The organism is Bacteroides sp. An269, from assembly GCF_002159755.1.
In the GTDB taxonomy this organism is placed as follows: Bacteria; Bacteroidota; Bacteroidia; order Bacteroidales; family Bacteroidaceae; genus Phocaeicola; species Phocaeicola intestinalis.
On the sequence record NZ_NFJG01000030.1, the window covers coordinates 1 to 17,408 of the forward strand.

Here is a 17,408-nt window from a genome sequence, read left to right on the forward strand (position 1 = left end):
AGTGGACCGAGAGTGAAACCAACAAGAAGCGTAACCGCATAGTCATGGTAGCCGTCGAGTTTTATCCGACACCTGAAAAGGAGGAAGAGGAGAAACCGGCTCCATCAGAGAAGAAGCCGAAAAGGACGAAGAAGACAGAATCCAAATAGAAAGGTGGCTCCGGCCACCCTTTTTTTATGCCCTTTCGAGGATTGTTCTTGCGTACACGCAGTTCTCTTACTCCCACCACCCTGCTAAGGTATGCCTGCTTCCTGTTAGCCCTCACTTATTGTTCGTTGGCTGCGGAACCAGGCATCCGGCTCGTTCACACATCATCTTTTCGGATGATGCTTCCTCTCACCTTATTGCTTACCCTCTATTCCCACCCACCGCCCTTTATTAAGGTAGCCTTATTGGGCTGGTTGCGATAGCGTACACGCAGACGTCATACTCCCGCCACCCTGCTAAGGTATGCCTGTTTCCTGTCAGCCCTCACTTATTGTTCGTTGGCTGCGGAACCAGGCATCCGGCTCGTTCACACATCATCTTTTCGGATGATGCATTCTCTCACCTTATTGCTCACCCTCTTTCCCCACCCACCGCCCTTTTAGGTAATTCTTTCTTTTTCCGATTGTCTTAGATTGGTCTTTTCTGCTGTCCGCTTCCTCATTCCAGGTCGAAATATCCCCATCTGAGAGCCTTTGTTTTTTGACGGCAAATTTATAAGGGTTAGTGGAAATGAAAGAGTTCCGGCTTAGAGCCTTTGCCCTGAAAAAAATAACGATGTTGTCTGCGACTTCCCCAACATTTTTTTCGTTCAAAACTTTTCTAATTCCACTTTTCCTGAAAAGACAATGCCGTAAAAAAAAGGCTCAAACTCAGATGGGGAATGATTCTCAATCTAAAAAAAAGTCAGCGGACAAAAGACCAAACCAAGACAAAGGTTTTAAAAAAAAGGTCTAAATCTAGCTGAAGAATAATTCAAGTTTTAACCCTCTAAAGCATACGGATATGGCAGCAACATTCGGAAAATACCCAAGTTTAGACAAGCAGTGGAGAAAGATGATGTTTTCTTTTTATCCTTATTTGTCTACAAAGAATAGAAATGCAACCCAAGAAGAATGGAAAATCAGAAGACTTATTTGGGATTTCAAAGACGGCAAGGCATTTGCAAATGTAGCCCATTTGGTAGCCAACAAGCTCATTCAACTTTATGGTAAAGAAACCAATAATATTATCTTTGCTTGTGTTCCGGCTTCAAGTGCAGAGAAGAACGAAAAGAGATATAAGCATTTTTCATCGATGGTTTGCCAACTTTGCGGAATGTACAACGCTTATGACCATATTAAGGTTAAGGGAGAAAAATCAGCCGAGCATGATAATGTTAGTAAAAGTGAAATACACAACAAACAAGAGATAGAGTTCGACCAAGATTTTTTCAAAGGTAGAAAGGTTATAGTTTTTGATGATATTCTTACTAAAGGATTTGCATATGCTATTTTCGCCAATAAAATAGAAAAAATGGGAGCAGAAGTATTGGGAGGACTCTTTATCGGTAAAACAGTTTATAGTAACTAATATGACACCAAAAGAAGAATACATAATGAAGAAAACAGGTCTCTTTCAAAATGAGACCTTGTTTTTCTATACTTATATCGCTCACAATGGACAGATATACAAGACAACTGCTGCCAGTCTTGATGTTTGTCGGAAGTTGCGGGACAGATGGCAACGCCATCTGTCCACCTCTTTTACCGGACATCGCCACATAGCTAATTATGCAGAAGTAAAAAAGAAGGTGGAAAATGCGGTTAGATTCTGTTATAAGAATGGTCAGCGATTTTTTTATGTCGGTGGTGCTATCGGATTTGATACCATAGCAGCTGAAAGTGTACTTAGATTAAAAGAGGAATTTCCTGATATTGTTCTTATTGTTGTTGTGCCATTTCCGCAGCAGGATAAGCTGTTTAATAACTCATACAGAAACAGATACTTTAATATTCTTAATATGGCAGATGAAGTTATTACCATTTCAGATAGTTTTTCAAATTTCGCATATCTGAAACGTAATGATTATATGATTTCCCACTCCTCTCAGCTTATTGCCTATTGGGATGAAATATCTTTAGGTGGTACATCTTATACGGTAAGAAAGGCATACGAAAAGAAACTAACCATCTATAACCTTTATAAATAATGGTTATTGATGGTTAGTCTACTTTTTCACACAAAAAGTAGCAAAAAAAGTACCTTAGAGGTACTAATTTAATATCTTTGTACACATACAACTGTTTAATATTCTTGAACGTAATATTAAGTATGCGGGAAAAAGAATTGCTTAAAGTTGCACTACAAGGCGATTTCTATGTCGTTAAGATTTGCAAGACTGAGGAAGGTGTATATGTTCTTAAACAAATGTGCGCTTCTCAAACGCCAAGTTGGTGCATTATTGAGAAGTCATCTAAACTCTCAGATATTGAATTTTGTATATCCATTATGCGCCATTCATCCAAGTATATTCTTAATGCGAGTGAACGGATTAAGGTGTCTGATCTCATAAACCTTAGCGAAGCCGGTTTCCAGGTAATACGAATATCACCATCAGATAAACTTGTGGTAAAAAAATTCAACCCTTTAACAAAATCGTGGATTAAGCTATCTTCTTTTCCGAAAGTATGCCTGAGAGAAAATTTCCTGTCGGAGAAATTATGCAACAGAGATACTATCCTTATTGATTGACTATAATTAATGCTTAATTTGTCATGTAAAAAAAAGACCGCCTTTAATCGGCGGCCTTTTCTATAGTTGCTGCTTTCAGGTCATCATTCCAATCTTTCTTTTGTGGAAACTCAGTATTCTGAACCCGGTAAGCTGTATTTTTTAATTCCTCACTATCCATTTGCTCTACATCATGCTGCATACCTCTAAGGTTATTATCAAGCCATAGCGTGTACTTATAACCCTGCTTGTCATTATCGAATATAGTCCGTAGTGACTTCACTTCATTCTTACTGATAATGATACGAAGCAACTGCATTTGTCCTTCGGTAAGTGTACCTTCTGTAGATACATAAACAAGATTCAAGCTTGTGTCTTTGTGACATAGTTGGTAGTGAGATATACAGTCTATGATAGATTCTCCTACGTATAAAATATCAATTGGTCTGCTTTTGTCATGGTTACTTGTTGCCAGACAATCAAACTTTCCACCGATGATTCCCTTGAATGTTTCATTTCTCTGGGAAATTGCTTGGACACCCTTGTCATTGTACATCTTTACACAGATGTTTCTGTACGTGGTGTTTTTGTTCTTAACTTCCCTAATTAGAAAGACATCTTTAAAAACCGGACTATCTATACTTTCTTCTGAGATACCGCGTTTCTGTAGATAATTACCCTTATAAGGTAAAAGCTGTTTAAGGTACATTGTCAGTTCGTCTGTACTCATGCTCGTGTTACCAACATCGTATCTGCTGTTTTCCGGAGTAATTATCTGGTTCGTATTTATGTAGTTTTGTAAGATTTCACCGACTTCTCTTAATGTCGGTTGCTTTCCGGTTGTCTCAAACAGATGTTCCTGCATCATGTCAAGAATTGTTCTGCCTCTTACATTGTCGCTGTGTACATCCCAATAGGTATATTGATTTTGTGCATTCCGCTTGATGACAATGGTATGTGTACCATTACTCATTTTAGGACAGCTGTTAGAAGAACCGGCCACAAATTTCCAACCCAGATTTAAGAGAAAATCAGGGAGGGAAATTTCTGTTTTTAGTCTGTTAAAATCAACTTTCATTATTGAATATCAGTGTTTTATATATTACAAAGATACTAAAAATTATCCAGCTTTACAACTTTATAGTTCTATAATAATCATGCAAAATTACAACTTATTGCGAAATTGTTGTAAACCTGAGTTCGCCTATTTTACCGGTACCAGTTTCCGGATCTATGCTTTTGCTTTCATCAAAAACAGTTTTCCCATCTTTGGTTACCTTCATTCTTACACTTGCTTTTTCGTTTGAATGTACCATGCCCTGTGCGGCAATTTCCTTAACCTTTCCTTCTGTTACATAACTTGCACTTGCCGTAAATTCATCATCTATTGACAGTGAAGAATCTCCAGTTTTCTCGTTCCTTATATTAACCTTGTCAAGATTTGTTATATGTGCAAATCCTTTTGCATCAGTTCCACTGACCTCAATTGTTATTCTATACACTCCTGCATCACTGCTTCCTGTTGTCGGATCATCATCCTTACTGCATGATACTGTCAATAAACTCACTGCTGCTAATAATGTTGCAAAATACTTTTTCATGATAATTCAATTTATTAGTTAATTAAAATTTCTTTCTTGTCTCTGATTGTGTGTAGTATCAGGATTATTGCGTTTTTTGATTTTTTCTTCAACGCCTTTCAAGACCTCGTTTACATCATTTATTATCTTAATATAATTCTGTTGCACGATTTCTTCAAGAATGTCCAGTTCGAGTTTTTCGTTACCTTCATCAAGTCTTACCGGGAGAGAGAAAGGTGGTATTTCTTTTTCTTCAAAACGGCACATGTTCATTTGTGCATTGAAGAAAGGAGGCTGTCCGCCAGCTATCTTTCCGATAAAGTGTCCTGCTGACTGTCCGGCCACTTCACGGGCTTTCAGGACTTTCTCTTTCTGGAGGCTTTCTGTTCGGCTTCCTCCGCCACTTTCCTGATGAGAGTAACTTTCCTGGGCTTCCTTCTTCTCGCCGAACAGACTTTCTATATCTTTGGCTGTTTTCTCATTTCCGGTCATGCCGTAAGCCTGTGTTCCGCAGGAGGCTTTGAGAATATTGGCACTCTTTTCTCCATAGTCCCTGACTGCCTGATTGAAGTCCTGTACGGCCAGTATAGTGGAAACATTGTGTTTTCGTGCTGTACCGATAAATGTGTCTATACCTTGCAGAAGGATTGTAGGAAACTCGTCAACCATGAATACGCTTGTTGCCTTTCCCGGATTGTTCATTTGAGACATCAGCACACTGCCAATGCAGCTGATGGCCGGTGATACAGCTTCTTTAATAGTGGGCGCATTACCAACACACATTAAAGTAGGATGTTCCTTGTTTGTTATATCCAGTGAGAACTCTTCTTCAGGTAGCGGAGACAAAACCCAAAATATATATTTGTTGTTCAATAGAACAAGTGGTGTCTGTGCTGAAGAAACAGCTCCGGCTGTCTGCTGCTGAGCTCCCAATTTCCAAGCTGTTAACATGGCTGACATATTAAGTGCTATTTCCGGATCTTCAGATAGCCACTCAAAAACAAGGTTGCTGTCAGATAAGGCAAAGGCTATAACATGCGGTAGGGTACAGATACCAAGGTCTTTTTCCTTGAAGCATTTATAAGCTATCGAATATACATAATTTATTGCATTGTTCGCCCAAAAGTCTGTTTTTTCTTTCCAGCTTGCTTCCAGGTTTTTCATCAGTGTCACTATAATATTCCTGATGAATAAAGACTCATTACCCTTTGACATATATTTGGGTGACAATACATTAACCCTGACGGTTCTTGACATGTCTATAAAGTTTATGTAGGCAAAATTAGGTACCTCCCTGCCCTGCTTCCTGAAGTATTCGATACTTCCGTAAGCTATTCTTGAAAGTATTGGTGAGTTATCTTTTGTCGGATCACCCTCCCAGTCATAGATGAACCCGGCATAATTCCTTTCCGCACACTGATAAATCATTCCCTTTATCCAGCTTTCTGATTTACCTGAACCTGGTCCTCCGTCAATATATATATTCTGCTGTGGCTTGTGGATGGTAAGTGGCCCATTTGCTGTCTCAAATCTGAAATAAAAGGGTGATTCCACATTACTCAGGCCGAATATACTTTCATCCGATTTGACATGTCTCCTGAAGAAGTAAGGCATTGTCTTGATGATTAATAATGTGTAGGCTACAAATATCACCGGGAATACGAATAGATTATACCAGTTTGACAACTCACTGAAACCAACCACAAGTATAGTGGCCGTCATTAAGGTCAGACTTGTGTAAAACCATTTTTTACTTTCATCATCAGGTTTCTTATATGGAAAAAGAAAAGCTAATCCGGCGATGAGTATCACATACAGGAAACGGAACATGATTCCCTTTACCAGCAGTTTTTCCCACATGGCCTGATTCCTGACCGGAACATACAAACCGTTTACTATAGCCCACTGGAATAATACAGCTATACCTATCAGAGTAGATAGCAGTATAAGGATGAATGACAGGTCTTTCTTTTCTTTTTCCATAGTTCAATCTTTATGCGTTAGTCTCTTCTTTCTTCTCACTCTTGCCGAGCAGTTCTACACGGCTTACATTCATAGTGACAGACGGTATGCAGTTTCCGTCCTCTTTCTTGAATACATCAATAAATATATCTCCAGTCACATATACCTGAGTACCCTTTTTGATATATTCCATGATTTTTGTGTCAAAGTTTACAAAGCAAGTTATCCAAAGAGTCTTGTCTTCAGTGTCTCCAACTCCTTTAAACTTTGATGAAACAGGGAAATAAAATCCTTTACCACTCTTGTTTGAACGTGCGTCTGCACCTACATAACCGATTAATTGTCCTGTAAACATAATTCTTCGATTTAGGGGTTAAATATTCATTGTTATTTCAGCAGGCTTGACCATTTCCTTGCTCATTTCTGCTGTTTTTTTAGTATCGAAATCTATTCCAAACACCTTGCTTACTGCCTCTTTCCCTTCATTGTTGCTTACATTGACATTTAGCCTGTCTATCATAAGCAACGAAGGGTTATAGCCGGCTTCTTTCAACTCTTTCAATTTATCTTCATCGCCCTGGCTTGCCGCCAGTAAGAATTTTTCATCATTGCTCAGTTTAGGTTCCATTCCGTAAACCTTCTCCTGTATCATGGCACTTGCCTTGGCCACATCGGAAAGAATGGTGTATATGAATTTCGGATCTTGACTCAATGCCGACAGCCAGCTCTTCAGATACATCGCATTCTCCTCCCTTATACAGGTTGATATACCCATGGTTTTACCGCATGAAGCAGAAGTTAGCTCTGCGATAAGTTCTTCCTTGGCGTATTTGGAATCTCCGAATACCTCTCCTTTTTCTCTTTCCAGATGACCGACTTCACCGGTTGAATGTGCCATTTCATGCAGCAGTGTTGAATAAAAGGATTCCCCTGTATCAAACTGTCCCTTCAGCGGGACAATTATATGGCATCCTTCTCCACGCCTGTAATAAGCACTGTCGCTTTCTCTCGGATATATCGGACATATCCATTGCCTTTCTCTGATAAGTGCATCGAGCAACGGCATGGTGTACATGCCTTGTTCATCCTTCAGAGCCGGTGGGACAAACTGTGACTTAAGTTTTTCCCATTTCTCTGGTTGGACTTCCGGATAGTTGGTTTGAGAGACATTGAACACATTATAGGTTTTCATATAAGGTGTTACCTTATATTCCCTCTTTTCGTCCTCTGATAGATTCCGATAGTCTTCTATGCTTATCTTGTTCCCGTTCTTGTCCTTTACTGAAAAGTTCCAGTATATTACGGGGAACGATTTCTCTCCTTTTATAATTGAGGCTCCGGCTTCCTTAGCTTGCATGAATGTCATATACAATGGTGTGCTGTAACCCTTTTCTTCCGAAAGTAAGTACAGCATGAAGAGGTTTATCCCATTATATACTCTGCCTTCGATGTTCTGGGGTAAGCCCCCTCCACCTTCCGGAGAGAACCAGGGCTTTTTCCAGTCATGCTCAACCTCCTTGATTTTTTGAATCATGAGGTCTGCAAACTGTTTCAGTGCTTTGTCACCTGCTGAATCTTCTTTCATAACTGTTCGTATAAATGGTTATTCTCATATTCACATAGCCACTTGACGGCATTCTCATTATTGGGCCTCTCTCCTCTTGACTTCATGTCTTCAAGATATATTTCAGCCAAATCTTTCTGAGCGAGCAGAAACTCCAGGTCATCGATGATGCCTTCCTGTCTTTTCTGTACCAGTTCATTGTAGTCCATAATTGCATTTTTATAAGTCGTTGAACATCTTGTTTACGGTATTGGCAATTGGTCTGGCCATTTCTTTTGTATTGTCTGGCTTCGGACTGCTTGCCAACTTCACATCACCCAAAGTCTTGCTTTTGTTTTCCAGACCGAATATCTTCTGAACGGCGATGATGGTGTTTTCCTGTACGCCATTTTCTCGCATGGCTTTTATATCATTCTGTGTTATCTGATATCCGGCTTTTTGGATGTCCTGAATGACTCTGAAATTTCCTACTGAGGCTGCATCTAAAAGCTTGGCAGCCTGTTTCTGATGTTCGCTCAGTTCATCCGGCTTAACCTGAAAAATCTTCTGAACTTCCTTCATTTCATTATCACTCAGATTCAGCTGTTTTCCTACACCTCTGATGTAATCTTCACTTGGCTTATAACCGTCCTCCCTGAGTTTGTCAATCGTTTCAAAGTCCCTTTTACCGACCGCTTCCTTAAACTCGCTGTCCATGTCTCGCCCTTTATCTGCCGATACCTTATTTTCTATGACGGGGTTTACAGCTTCCAATTTAGGTCTCATCTCCTTTATCAGTTCATGAGCCTTTCCTTCTGTAATACTCTGTATGTTTGAGAACTGAATGCCTTTTTTGTCATCTGTGAGAGATATGTCGGCAAGGATATATCCGTCCTTGCTGTGCATGAGCTTACTCTCTAACGTATGACCGTTGGCAAGCAGATATTTGTCTGCTTTGGTTAACTTATATCCGTCATATTCCTCGGTCTTGCCTATCACATTAGGTATCTTAATTTCTTTGCTTGATCTCACGATTACCGAATTCAAGTCCTTGTCAACCTGAAGCATAATTGTACCTCTTTTGGTATCTAAAGGAACAATATCACCGTGTAGAAGACGCTCTTTCTCCGTTTTGTTAAGCTTGTGTCCAAGCATCCTGTCCGGAATGGTTAGGGTTTCCTTGCGGTAAAAGACGGAAATGCCGTTCTCACTCATACGCAGCTTCCCTTTCTTCTCACCTATATCCATCAGGTCTGACATTATACCCTTTTCCAGTTTTGTTCCTTTACCGTCCAGCAGGTTGCCGGTGTTGTGTGCATATTCGTATAGCTCCTGGCCTGTATAGCATACTTTACGGTTATGGTCTATGATGGTGAAACCGTCTTTGTTCTCGCCCTTTATGTCATTCCACCGAATCACACTGATTCCTTTTTTTCTAAGTTCTTCGATGTATGAAGGCTCATTTGCCTTGTTCTTGTCAAAGAACGAACAAACCTTTTCTTTTGACTCCTCGGCTCGCTGTTCATTCCGGTTTTCTTTAGCTTTAGATCTGATTTCATCCAAAGACAATTGGATACTGTCATCCCCCTTGTGGAAAAGATAGCTTCCGTCATGATATTCTGTTTTATAGCCAAGAGTTTCCGACAAGGCTCTGAACTGCCCTATGTTATTATAGGAATAGTTCTCATAAGCTTCTTTCAGTTTCATATCATTTTTCGAATAAAGGTTCTGCCCTGATAATATACTTGTTCTCAACAGCCAGTTTCATGTGGCGGCCACCACCCTTTTCATACAGTTCTATCTCAAAGATTTTGTTGTCCGGAATTGTAAACTTGTTAAATCCCAGAACAAGCCTGTTCGCGCTTTTGCCCTTTATCTTTGTTTCAAAATCCTTTGTATAAATGGGATCTATGGTTGTTTCCTGCTGTATGGCATTCTTGCTTTTCTTGATGTCTCTTTGAAAGCATTTGACAAATTCAATGTCATAGTCTATATATGACTTGTTTTTCAAATCAAAGATGAAAAACATAAAGTCTTCATGTACATACAGGTTGGACATTGACAGCTCAAACTTGTTTTTTACCTCGCCAACACTGTAAATGTTCCTTTTCTTTGTTCTCAGCTCCTGAAGGCATTTGTCCATCACTTCACTGTTCACATCGATGTGGGCAGTATATTCACGCTTGTCATCATAGTTGTAGGTGAAGACCGAAGTCTCGTTTCTGCGGATGACAATGCTGTATGTATTCATGTTCTTGTCGATGACAAAAAGATTCGAATTTTCAACGGCATCCTTAGCTGTTGAAACCTTCAGCTGATTGTTGTAGCTCTGTAAAGCAAAGGACATTTCGTTACCTTGTGTGCCGTATATAATGTCTGAGGGGAAGAAAAACTCGGCCATGTGCATGTCACTGACATCCGCCTGATAATCGTTGTGTTCCCATTTACCGTTATCTTCATAGATGTTAGGGGAAGGATCGACAAGACCGTTTGCTATATATTTCACATGGTAAGTATAGACACTGCCGTCGATACAAACGACGGTTACATTTGTCTCTTTCTCAAAGTCTTCACTCTGTGCGCACAGTCTGACAACGTGGGGTGCTTCTTCAACCCTTTCTGCCGAAATAAGCTCTTTCTCTCCTACTTCAATATCGGATACTTGTACCGGGAATACCAGATGCTTCACAAAGTCAAATGATACGTAAATGTTCTTGGCTTTGATACTCTCCTGTTCGGGACTCTGTGCTTTTAAGCCGAATGCGGCCAAACATAGAACAATTAAAATATAGATTCTTTTCATAACTTTCAATTATAAAATGCGGTGAATACTGTTATCGCCCATAACAAGACAATACAGGCGACAAATGAAACCAAAAGCGGTTTGATTTCCGTAAATTTCTTACCCTGCTTTCTTGATATATAGATTCTGTACCCGAAAAACAGGGTTGCTATAACAATTAGATAATTCAAGATATTCAAAATCATAGCTTGTCAATTAATGTTTCCAAAGGATGTGGCTGATTATTTTTGTTTTCTTCAAGCTCAGCATATAGTCTCTGCAATTCTTCCTGAACAGCTTTCCGTTTCAGCTTTGATTCTTTTGTCTCTTCCTGTATATACATCTGATAATTGCTCTTCAGATGTACCTTGACTTGCGAAAGTTTCATATTCAATATCTGTTTTGCTATCTGAGTCGTAGCATTTACAGCACTGGTTATCTCGCTGGTCATTGTTCCGATAGAGGCAAGAGGCATATCTATATTCTGGACAAGCCCCTGCTGCATACGTTTGGCTGCCTGAGCCTTCATGTTGTTCGGTAGGTTCAGCCCTTCCATAGCGTCATTGTCGAAGATGACAAAGGAAACAGGACTGATCGTATTTCCGACCTTCAGGTTGTTTACCACTACCTCCAGCCGGTTTGCTCCTAATGTCGCCACACCGTAAAAGAGTGTGTTAGCCGGTATCTTCATGCCACAGACAACGGCATCTTCCAGCATACGCATTCTTACTGTACTGCCGGTAACGACTGTCTGGTCTCCATGTATGCAGGCCTTGAATAAGGTGTTGCTGCTTGGCATACTTGCCTGTTGTCTCCTTGTCCTTTTGCCATTCTCGGCTATGTATATAGGCTGGTTGCTTACAAGGCTGTCCATTGCACTGCCTGGTTTGGGCTTAGTGGGATTTTCGGCTTTTTTCTTTTCCTGGTCATAACCTATAATCCTTTTATATATCTTTTGTCTATAGACATTGTTCTGCTCCAGTTCCTTTCGGATTTCAGCATTTTTCCTTGCTTCCCTTATAATCTCCTTCAACTCTTCTTCATCCTCAATGCTCGCAAGCTGCTTTTCCAGCTGTTCCGAGAGGTGGCTGTCGCTGCTGCCATATTCACCCATTACATCAGAGTATGGATCTCTTCTCATTTTCCGTATTTTCTCCAGTGTTGCCTGGTCATATTTTTCATTTCTGTTCTGAAGGTCGAAGTAGAAATCCGAACCTCTTACCTGTGATTCATCCATGATTCTTTGTTTCTCCTTCTCTTCTCTTTCATCCTGTTTATAGGCTTCAATCTTATTGAGAGCTTTGTCCTTTGCTTTCGAATCCGGCTCCAGCAATACACTTTGCCTTTCTTTTTCATTTTCCGCAACTTCCTTTGATGATGTGTCGTGAACAAAAAACACGTAGAGAAATAGACCACCTAATACGATGGGTATAATCATCAGAAGCTTGTTTTTGTCTTTTAAAAAATTATTAGTTTTCATGTTCGTCAGATTTTTCTGGTTGGGTATTATTATATTCTTCCTGGTTGTCTTCAATTGGTGCCGAATAATGCACGATCCAGTCCTCTATCTTGGCTCCGTGAGCATTTTCCTCACTTCTTGATACATCGTAAATGGAGAACTCAGCTTCTACCTTTCTTGAAATCTTTCCTCTGGCCCTATATCCCGTCTGTGTGAAAAGTATTTTCCCTGTTACAGGGATAGTTCCCATATCAATGACTATTTCGTCAATTGATACTCCGTATCTGATGTTCTTCTGTACCAGTGAATTGAGCATATTCACATCATTGTATTCGTTCAACAGCTCTTTCCCCTTGTTCCCAATGAGATTGAGGGCACTTGTGATATTTTTCTCATAGGTATTTTCGTCAAAGGCATACCATTTTCCGACAAAGGTCTTGACATGATTGATGTATTCGAACCTTCTCATATTTGATGCCGGCATACCACTTGCCTCATATACTTCCCCATTCTTGTCTATGACCAATGCCTGGCTGTAAGCTTTTTCCAGCTTCATTGTCTGATAGATGATGCATGTAATAAAAGCTATCGTAAGAACGACACAGTAGCCTATCGAAAGTCTTATAGTCATCTTTACGGCATTGTCTACACCTTTAAATTTCATCAAGTCCATATCTGCTATTTTTTATCATCGATTATACTTTCTCCAATTGATGCCGCAGCTCCTACATTTGTTGCTTTGGCTGCTGCTCCAGCTCCACCAAGCAGGGCTATGGTGGCTGCTGTCGTTGCTATCGACATAACCTTTGAGATAACCTTTCCGGCATCACTGTGTCCGACAATCTTTGACGACAGCCAGAAACAGCTGCAATATGCGCCGATTAGAGCCAGATCCATGCCCAGATATTGCAACTGTTGTGTTGCCATATCAACCATGTCGGCCGGTGATTCGCATAGTGCTTTTAATGTCTGCCACATAATCTGATTGAGTATGTTTATCACAGTGAACACCATACAGGATGAACAGAGAGTACCGAACCAGATGGATAGCTGTTTCTGAAATACCGGAAGCATACTGAACGCGAAGACAAACGGGCCGAGTATAACCAGTATCTTTACAATAACTACACCTAAACCCAGGATGATGATTTGTATGATACCTACAACCAAGGCTGCCGCAGCGTGTAATACAAGTGCTACAAGGTTTGCCGGATTAAGGATATTGACAAGTTTCTCTATACTGGCTCTTAATCCTGTTGTCTCATCCTCTTCCGCTTTTTTATCAAGCTCATGCTGCATGGCTCCTGTTGTGTCCTCTCCGGCTGCCACTTCCGCTTCAAGTGAATTGGTCTCATATTCTGCTATCATTTCACCCTGCTCGTTGCTTGCCTTGGCCATAAATTGGGCAAATTCATTGGCTCTTTCTGAAGATAGCGATGTAGCTTCGTTTATGACTTCCATTGTTCCTACAATGGTCTGTGCGATTGGCTTATACATTGTCAGACAGAAAAACAGTACCAGACAGCGGCCGATTTCCATCATGTCCGGAAACTTGTCTTCATTTGATGTCAACAACTGACTGGCTCCGTGATACAGATAATTATAAGCCAGATTGCATATAAAACAGATGACTGCAACTCCAAATGCTATAACTGTCATCTTTGAAACTAATTCCATAGTGAGGCCGTCTGTTATTTGGAGTCCCCACAAAAAATTGTCCTGGTTCATAGGCTTAGTTGGTATATCTTGTATAGGCTGAAAGGCGACCTTGATAATAGGTCTTCCGGTTGTGTCCTTTCATCGATTTATAAATGACTGTACTTCTGACTGTTTCGTTAAACTCTCTCATTTCATCTGCTGCCTTTTCAACAGACTCCTTTACCTGTTCGATAAAGGAGATTCTTCCTTCTGAGTTCATCGAGAAATAACTTGTTACCGTTGCTACCTTCATCAGAAGGTCGGTGCTGACGCTGAGATTGACTGTTACTCTTTGAAAATTAAGAAACTTCAAACAGTGGTAGTTGGAACCTACATTCATATAAAAGCTGTAGTCCTGACTAAGACAGGCAACGTCATCCAACAGATCAGCAAGCTCTTTCAGAGATTTCAGTTCCTTCATTCTGTCTATGTTCTGTAAACCTTCCCTTAATTTCTGGGCTGCTTCCATCTCCTTTATCTGCTCTATCCATTTCTTTACGTTGGTGTACCACTCTGTTGAATTAAGGAAGGTATGTCCCGGATCATGCACAACCCACTGGGCATCTGCCTTCCCTGCACCTATAAACAGCATGGCTGTCGTGATTATGATTATTCCAAATAATTTCTTCATAAGCTTAAATGATAAATGTGATAGTAAATATTACGCATACTACCCAAGCTATCAGGTATGTACGTGCATTTTGCTTTTTTGTGGCCAAAGCCCAAACCACAAAGATGAGGGCTATGCCTAATAATGCTGCTGCTATACTGGGTGCTACACTGTTCATGCTCGTGTTCATGTCAGTGCTGTAGTTTAACAACTCCGTTAATCCTGCTGTTGCATCATCCATATTGCTTTCTCCTTTCTTCCAGATATAAGTTTATGGCCGTATAGGTCGAGCCTGTTTCTTTGAATAATTGCTTAATCCTGACTACGGTTGATTGTTTTGAGTCAAATGCTACCGCTGCAAAATCTGATACCTCATTTCTGAAAATGAATGCATCATTGGACATCTTGATGAAGAACTCCCTCCAGCGGTCTGTCCTTTGCAATGACTCTATCATATAGATTTCTTCGTCATTGATGGACAAGACGGACTGGATTTCCGGCAGGTTCTGGCGGTGCTCCGAGTGATCCAGGATTATCTTTGTAGCACAGTTGATGATAATTGAATCCTTTATTCCTGAAGGCATGTTCTTCAGGAAAAGGATATTCTGTGCTGCCAGAGTGATGCTTCCCTCTTTCTTTCTGAATGTACGGTACAGATAGGCTATGAAGTCTCCGAACTTTTCATCCTGAAGGAAATCCAGGGCTTCATCGATAATCAGTTCCTTCATCATTCCCTGTCGTTTCTTAATCTTATCGACAATCATCTGAAGGGTAATGATGGCCACAAGCGGAAAGTATTCCTTCTTTGACGCATCTTCCATATCAAATGCGATGAGCTTGTCATGAACAATATCCACGTTTTCCTTTGCGTTGAGCAGGAAACTGAGTTCACCGTCTGTATATGGTTCCAGCAGAAGAATAAGCTCTTCAATCTCGAATTTCTGCTTTTCAAAATCACTCATTCTTTTTTTGAATACTTCCTGAAGATATTTTCTATATGCTTTCATATCAGGAAAGATTCTTTCATTATTCTGACCTACTGAAGAATTGTTTACATAGTCATAAAAGCCGATGATGGATTTCCTAAGAATCGCCGTCTCAGCCGGCATCATCTGTTCCCTGGCCTTCCAGATATAGCTTATTATGGCTACGATAGTCTTTATCTGGTCATCCGCTGATTCTGCGTCCGTTGTGTCGATATAGAGATACTTACCGTTCTTGTCACGGTCACATAGAAATGGATTGAAGGCAAATTTCTTCTGTTCTGTAGAATCAAAATATTTCCCTCCATTCAATGCTATCATAGAACGGTATGAACCACCGATGTCGATGATCATGATGTCTCTACCCAGCTCATAGCTTTGCAGAATGTAATTGTTAAGCCAGAAAGATTTTCCGGAACCTGACGGCCCGATAACTATCCTGTTCTTGTTATTCAATGTCGGATAATCCCAAAGATTTATCTTGACCGGTGTTCCGAAACGGTCATTGTATATGTGTCCTTTCGTATCTGAAACATACATACCTTCTTTTTGCAGATAGCAAATTGCCTGTTTGGTTGTATTGATGAAACCTCTGTAATTTGCCCTGGCGTTACCAGGTATGTTCGTAAAAAACAGATTACACAACTCTGCGTTTTCAACATAACAGCTGCTTTGGTTCATGAAGGAGAATCCTTGCTGTACAAGGGCTATCTTACGCATCAGTGAAGTTTTGTCCGTATCATTGAGAATGACATTGAACGAGGTGTAAGCGGTCTGATAGTCAAATTTCGTAATCTCTTCACAGAACAATCTTTGCTCCTTCTGCTTTTCTGCTGCAGGGGGATAAAAGTTGGTGATGTAGTTCAAGGCATCCTTCTCCGCTCCTATTGCGGTTACTGTCGCATCAGGATCAGTGATTTCGATTACCACGTTTACGATATGGTTAAACGGCAATCCAAGGCCTACGGGATAAATCATGGAACATTTGCTCTTGATACTGTCAGGTATCTCAATGTTCCCCCCGTATGAACGCGCCTTACCGGTGTGCGGAACGGAAAGTTCATGCAGGTGCTCGCCTTCAATGGTCAGTGAAAGCATAGATACGTATTGCTGACCGATTTTCATTTCGCCGTTCCGGGTGATGGCCATCGGATTTACAACCTTTTCCGTTGCATCTTCTACCGGTGTGTCATAAGACAGATTGATGTAATCGTAAACAGCGTTGTTCAATTCCTTGCTGTTCATCTTCCTGATTTCGAATTGCTGGATAGATGCCAGACCATTCTCAAAATTAAGAAGTGAGGCTTCCATATCGGTCATTCGTCTTTCATAATCCCTGTATGGCTGCTTAAACGGGTAATGTAATCTTCGTAGCAGTGATGTGTTGGTCGCACTCTTTCTTATCTTGCCGTTCTTTTTCCCGTTTGTAAATGTCAAATACAGGTTTGTATAACTGTTCAGTATTTCCTTACCGTCGAAATGCCGGTTGTTCTCGGCTATCAGGGCATTGTTTGAGTATTCCTGATTGTTGTACTCTCCTGTGTAATAGAATATCTGCTGATGTATGACAGTTCCTGCCGGAAGCATCTTTAAAAGAGCTTCAAGTCTCTCATGGATATAGTCTGCTTCTTTTTCCGAAAGTGTGAACACTTCAGGAAGAAGCATTCTGTACCCTACTGTGATGTCACCGTTCCCATTGATGATCGCATTCTGGGTGATGGTCTGTATTGGCAATATGTCTGCCAGATCAGTGGCCTTGTCTGTTACTTGCACTTCTTCATTGCGCATATACAATATTGCAATGAGAAGAGCCAACAAACAAATGACAACGCTTGTCAGGATGATAAGTGTGACCATTGGCTTTTTAGTTTAGAATGAATTTGAAAATCTTGTTTTTATCTACTATTTTTCGGGGTGTTGCACTCCGTACACTCAACCCTGTGAGAAAATCCGGGTTCCCGGCCTTGTGCTCCTTTTTTAAGGTATTGAACAGTAGTCCGGAAAGGAATACTATTCCGCTGAGTAAGAGCGTAATGACCAGTGGGTGCAGTTGCTTGAATATGCATACGATGATCGTGATGGCCACTATTAGCA

16 protein-coding genes are annotated in these 17,408 nt (G+C 40.5%); 2 read left to right on the forward strand and 14 right to left on the reverse strand.

Going from position 1 to position 17,408, the window contains the following annotated elements; genetic code table 11:
- Positions 1-551: 551 nt before the first annotated feature.
- Positions 552-800, reverse strand: coding sequence for a hypothetical protein (locus B5F71_RS20755; protein WP_087208973.1), 249 nt, complete (start codon positions 798-800; stop codon positions 552-554).
- A gap of 190 nt (positions 801-990) precedes the next feature.
- Here B5F71_RS20755 and B5F71_RS07845 point away from each other — a divergent pair, with 190 nt between their 5' ends.
- A complete protein-coding gene (locus tag B5F71_RS07845; RefSeq protein ID WP_087208975.1) occupies positions 991-1,557 on the forward strand; it encodes a ribose-phosphate pyrophosphokinase in 567 nt (188 codons plus the stop codon).
- Position 1,558: 1 nt separating this feature from the next.
- A complete protein-coding gene (locus B5F71_RS07850) occupies positions 1,559-2,176 on the forward strand; it encodes an SLOG family protein (RefSeq protein WP_087208977.1) in 618 nt (205 codons plus the stop codon).
- 585 nt (positions 2,177-2,761) lie between these two features.
- Here the strand turns inward: B5F71_RS07850 and B5F71_RS07860 are convergent.
- The 13 genes from B5F71_RS07860 to B5F71_RS07930 all read right to left on the reverse strand — a co-directional run bounded on the left by B5F71_RS07860 (position 2,762) and on the right by B5F71_RS07930 (position 17,171).
- Positions 2,762-3,775: a toprim domain-containing protein gene (locus tag B5F71_RS07860; protein ID WP_087208983.1), complete on the reverse strand. Its 1,014-nt coding sequence runs from the start codon at positions 3,773-3,775 to the stop codon at positions 2,762-2,764.
- Positions 3,776-3,869: 94 nt separating this feature from the next.
- Positions 3,870-4,298 carry a beta-barrel fold lipoprotein gene (locus B5F71_RS07865; protein WP_087208987.1) on the reverse strand — a complete coding sequence of 143 codons (429 nt, stop codon included), beginning with the start codon at positions 4,296-4,298 and terminating at the stop codon, positions 3,870-3,872.
- Between the two features lie 18 nt (positions 4,299-4,316).
- On the reverse strand, positions 4,317-6,260 hold the full coding sequence (locus tag B5F71_RS07870; protein ID WP_087208990.1) for a TraM recognition domain-containing protein: 1,944 nt from the start codon (positions 6,258-6,260) through the stop codon (positions 4,317-4,319).
- Positions 6,261-6,270: 10 nt separating this feature from the next.
- Positions 6,271-6,594, reverse strand: a complete 324-nt coding sequence (locus tag B5F71_RS07875; RefSeq protein WP_087208994.1) for a single-stranded DNA-binding protein — start codon at positions 6,592-6,594, stop codon at positions 6,271-6,273.
- 18 nt (positions 6,595-6,612) lie between these two features.
- Entirely contained in the window at positions 6,613-7,824 is a 1,212-nt protein-coding gene (locus tag B5F71_RS07880) for an ArdC-like ssDNA-binding domain-containing protein (RefSeq protein ID WP_087208997.1), read from the reverse strand.
- Positions 7,821-8,012, reverse strand: coding sequence for a hypothetical protein (locus B5F71_RS07885; protein WP_087209000.1), 192 nt, complete (start codon positions 8,010-8,012; stop codon positions 7,821-7,823). Before B5F71_RS07885 ends, B5F71_RS07880 begins: the two co-directional genes overlap by 4 nt.
- Before the next feature lie 10 nt (positions 8,013-8,022).
- A complete protein-coding gene (locus B5F71_RS07890; protein WP_087209003.1) occupies positions 8,023-9,489 on the reverse strand; it encodes a DUF3945 domain-containing protein in 1,467 nt (488 codons plus the stop codon).
- Position 9,490: 1 nt separating this feature from the next.
- Complete coding sequence (locus B5F71_RS07895; protein ID WP_087209005.1) at positions 9,491-10,585, reverse strand: DUF4138 domain-containing protein; 1,095 nt, start codon at positions 10,583-10,585, stop codon at positions 9,491-9,493.
- Positions 10,586-10,766: 181 nt separating this feature from the next.
- Positions 10,767-12,044, reverse strand: coding sequence for a conjugative transposon protein TraM (gene traM, locus B5F71_RS07905; protein ID WP_087209012.1), 1,278 nt, complete (start codon positions 12,042-12,044; stop codon positions 10,767-10,769).
- On the reverse strand, positions 12,034-12,696 hold the full coding sequence (locus B5F71_RS07910) for a hypothetical protein (protein WP_087209013.1): 663 nt from the start codon (positions 12,694-12,696) through the stop codon (positions 12,034-12,036). The genes traM and B5F71_RS07910 overlap by 11 nt, the downstream gene beginning before the upstream one ends.
- A 5-nt stretch (positions 12,697-12,701) precedes the next feature.
- Complete coding sequence (locus B5F71_RS07915; protein ID WP_087209016.1) at positions 12,702-13,751, reverse strand: hypothetical protein; 1,050 nt, start codon at positions 13,749-13,751, stop codon at positions 12,702-12,704.
- Positions 13,752-13,755: 4 nt separating this feature from the next.
- Positions 13,756-14,352, reverse strand: a complete 597-nt coding sequence (locus B5F71_RS07920) for a hypothetical protein (RefSeq protein ID WP_087209021.1) — start codon at positions 14,350-14,352, stop codon at positions 13,756-13,758.
- A gap of 212 nt (positions 14,353-14,564) precedes the next feature.
- Positions 14,565-17,171, reverse strand: coding sequence for a TraG family conjugative transposon ATPase (locus B5F71_RS07930; protein ID WP_087209027.1), 2,607 nt, complete (start codon positions 17,169-17,171; stop codon positions 14,565-14,567).
- Between the last annotated feature and the right edge of the window lie 237 nt (positions 17,172-17,408).

Excerpts from the sequence above, each read along its gene's own strand:
- B5F71_RS07870 (WP_087208990.1), bottom strand. The coding sequence starts at position 6,260 with ATGGAAAAAGAAAAGAAAGACCTGTCATTCATCCTTATACTGCTATCT.
- B5F71_RS07880 (WP_087208997.1), bottom strand. The coding sequence starts at position 7,824 with ATGAAAGAAGATTCAGCAGGTGACAAAGCACTGAAACAGTTTGCAGAC.
- traM (WP_087209012.1), bottom strand. The coding sequence starts at position 12,044 with ATGAAAACTAATAATTTTTTAAAAGACAAAAACAAGCTTCTGATGATT.
- B5F71_RS07845 (WP_087208975.1), top strand. The coding sequence starts at position 991 with ATGGCAGCAACATTCGGAAAATACCCAAGTTTAGACAAGCAGTGGAGA.
- B5F71_RS07860 (WP_087208983.1), bottom strand. The coding sequence starts at position 3,775 with ATGAAAGTTGATTTTAACAGACTAAAAACAGAAATTTCCCTCCCTGAT.
- B5F71_RS07915 (WP_087209016.1), bottom strand. The coding sequence starts at position 13,751 with ATGAACCAGGACAATTTTTTGTGGGGACTCCAAATAACAGACGGCCTC.
- B5F71_RS07920 (WP_087209021.1), bottom strand. The coding sequence starts at position 14,352 with ATGAAGAAATTATTTGGAATAATCATAATCACGACAGCCATGCTGTTT.
- B5F71_RS07885 (WP_087209000.1), bottom strand. The coding sequence starts at position 8,012 with ATGGACTACAATGAACTGGTACAGAAAAGACAGGAAGGCATCATCGAT.
- B5F71_RS07890 (WP_087209003.1), bottom strand. The coding sequence starts at position 9,489 with ATGAAACTGAAAGAAGCTTATGAGAACTATTCCTATAATAACATAGGG.
- B5F71_RS07850 (WP_087208977.1), top strand. The coding sequence starts at position 1,559 with ATGACACCAAAAGAAGAATACATAATGAAGAAAACAGGTCTCTTTCAA.
- B5F71_RS07895 (WP_087209005.1), bottom strand. The coding sequence starts at position 10,585 with ATGAAAAGAATCTATATTTTAATTGTTCTATGTTTGGCCGCATTCGGC.
- B5F71_RS07865 (WP_087208987.1), bottom strand. The coding sequence starts at position 4,298 with ATGAAAAAGTATTTTGCAACATTATTAGCAGCAGTGAGTTTATTGACA.
- B5F71_RS07930 (WP_087209027.1), bottom strand. The coding sequence starts at position 17,171 with ATGGTCACACTTATCATCCTGACAAGCGTTGTCATTTGTTTGTTGGCT.
- B5F71_RS07875 (WP_087208994.1), bottom strand. The coding sequence starts at position 6,594 with ATGTTTACAGGACAATTAATCGGTTATGTAGGTGCAGACGCACGTTCA.
- B5F71_RS07910 (WP_087209013.1), bottom strand. The coding sequence starts at position 12,696 with ATGGACTTGATGAAATTTAAAGGTGTAGACAATGCCGTAAAGATGACT.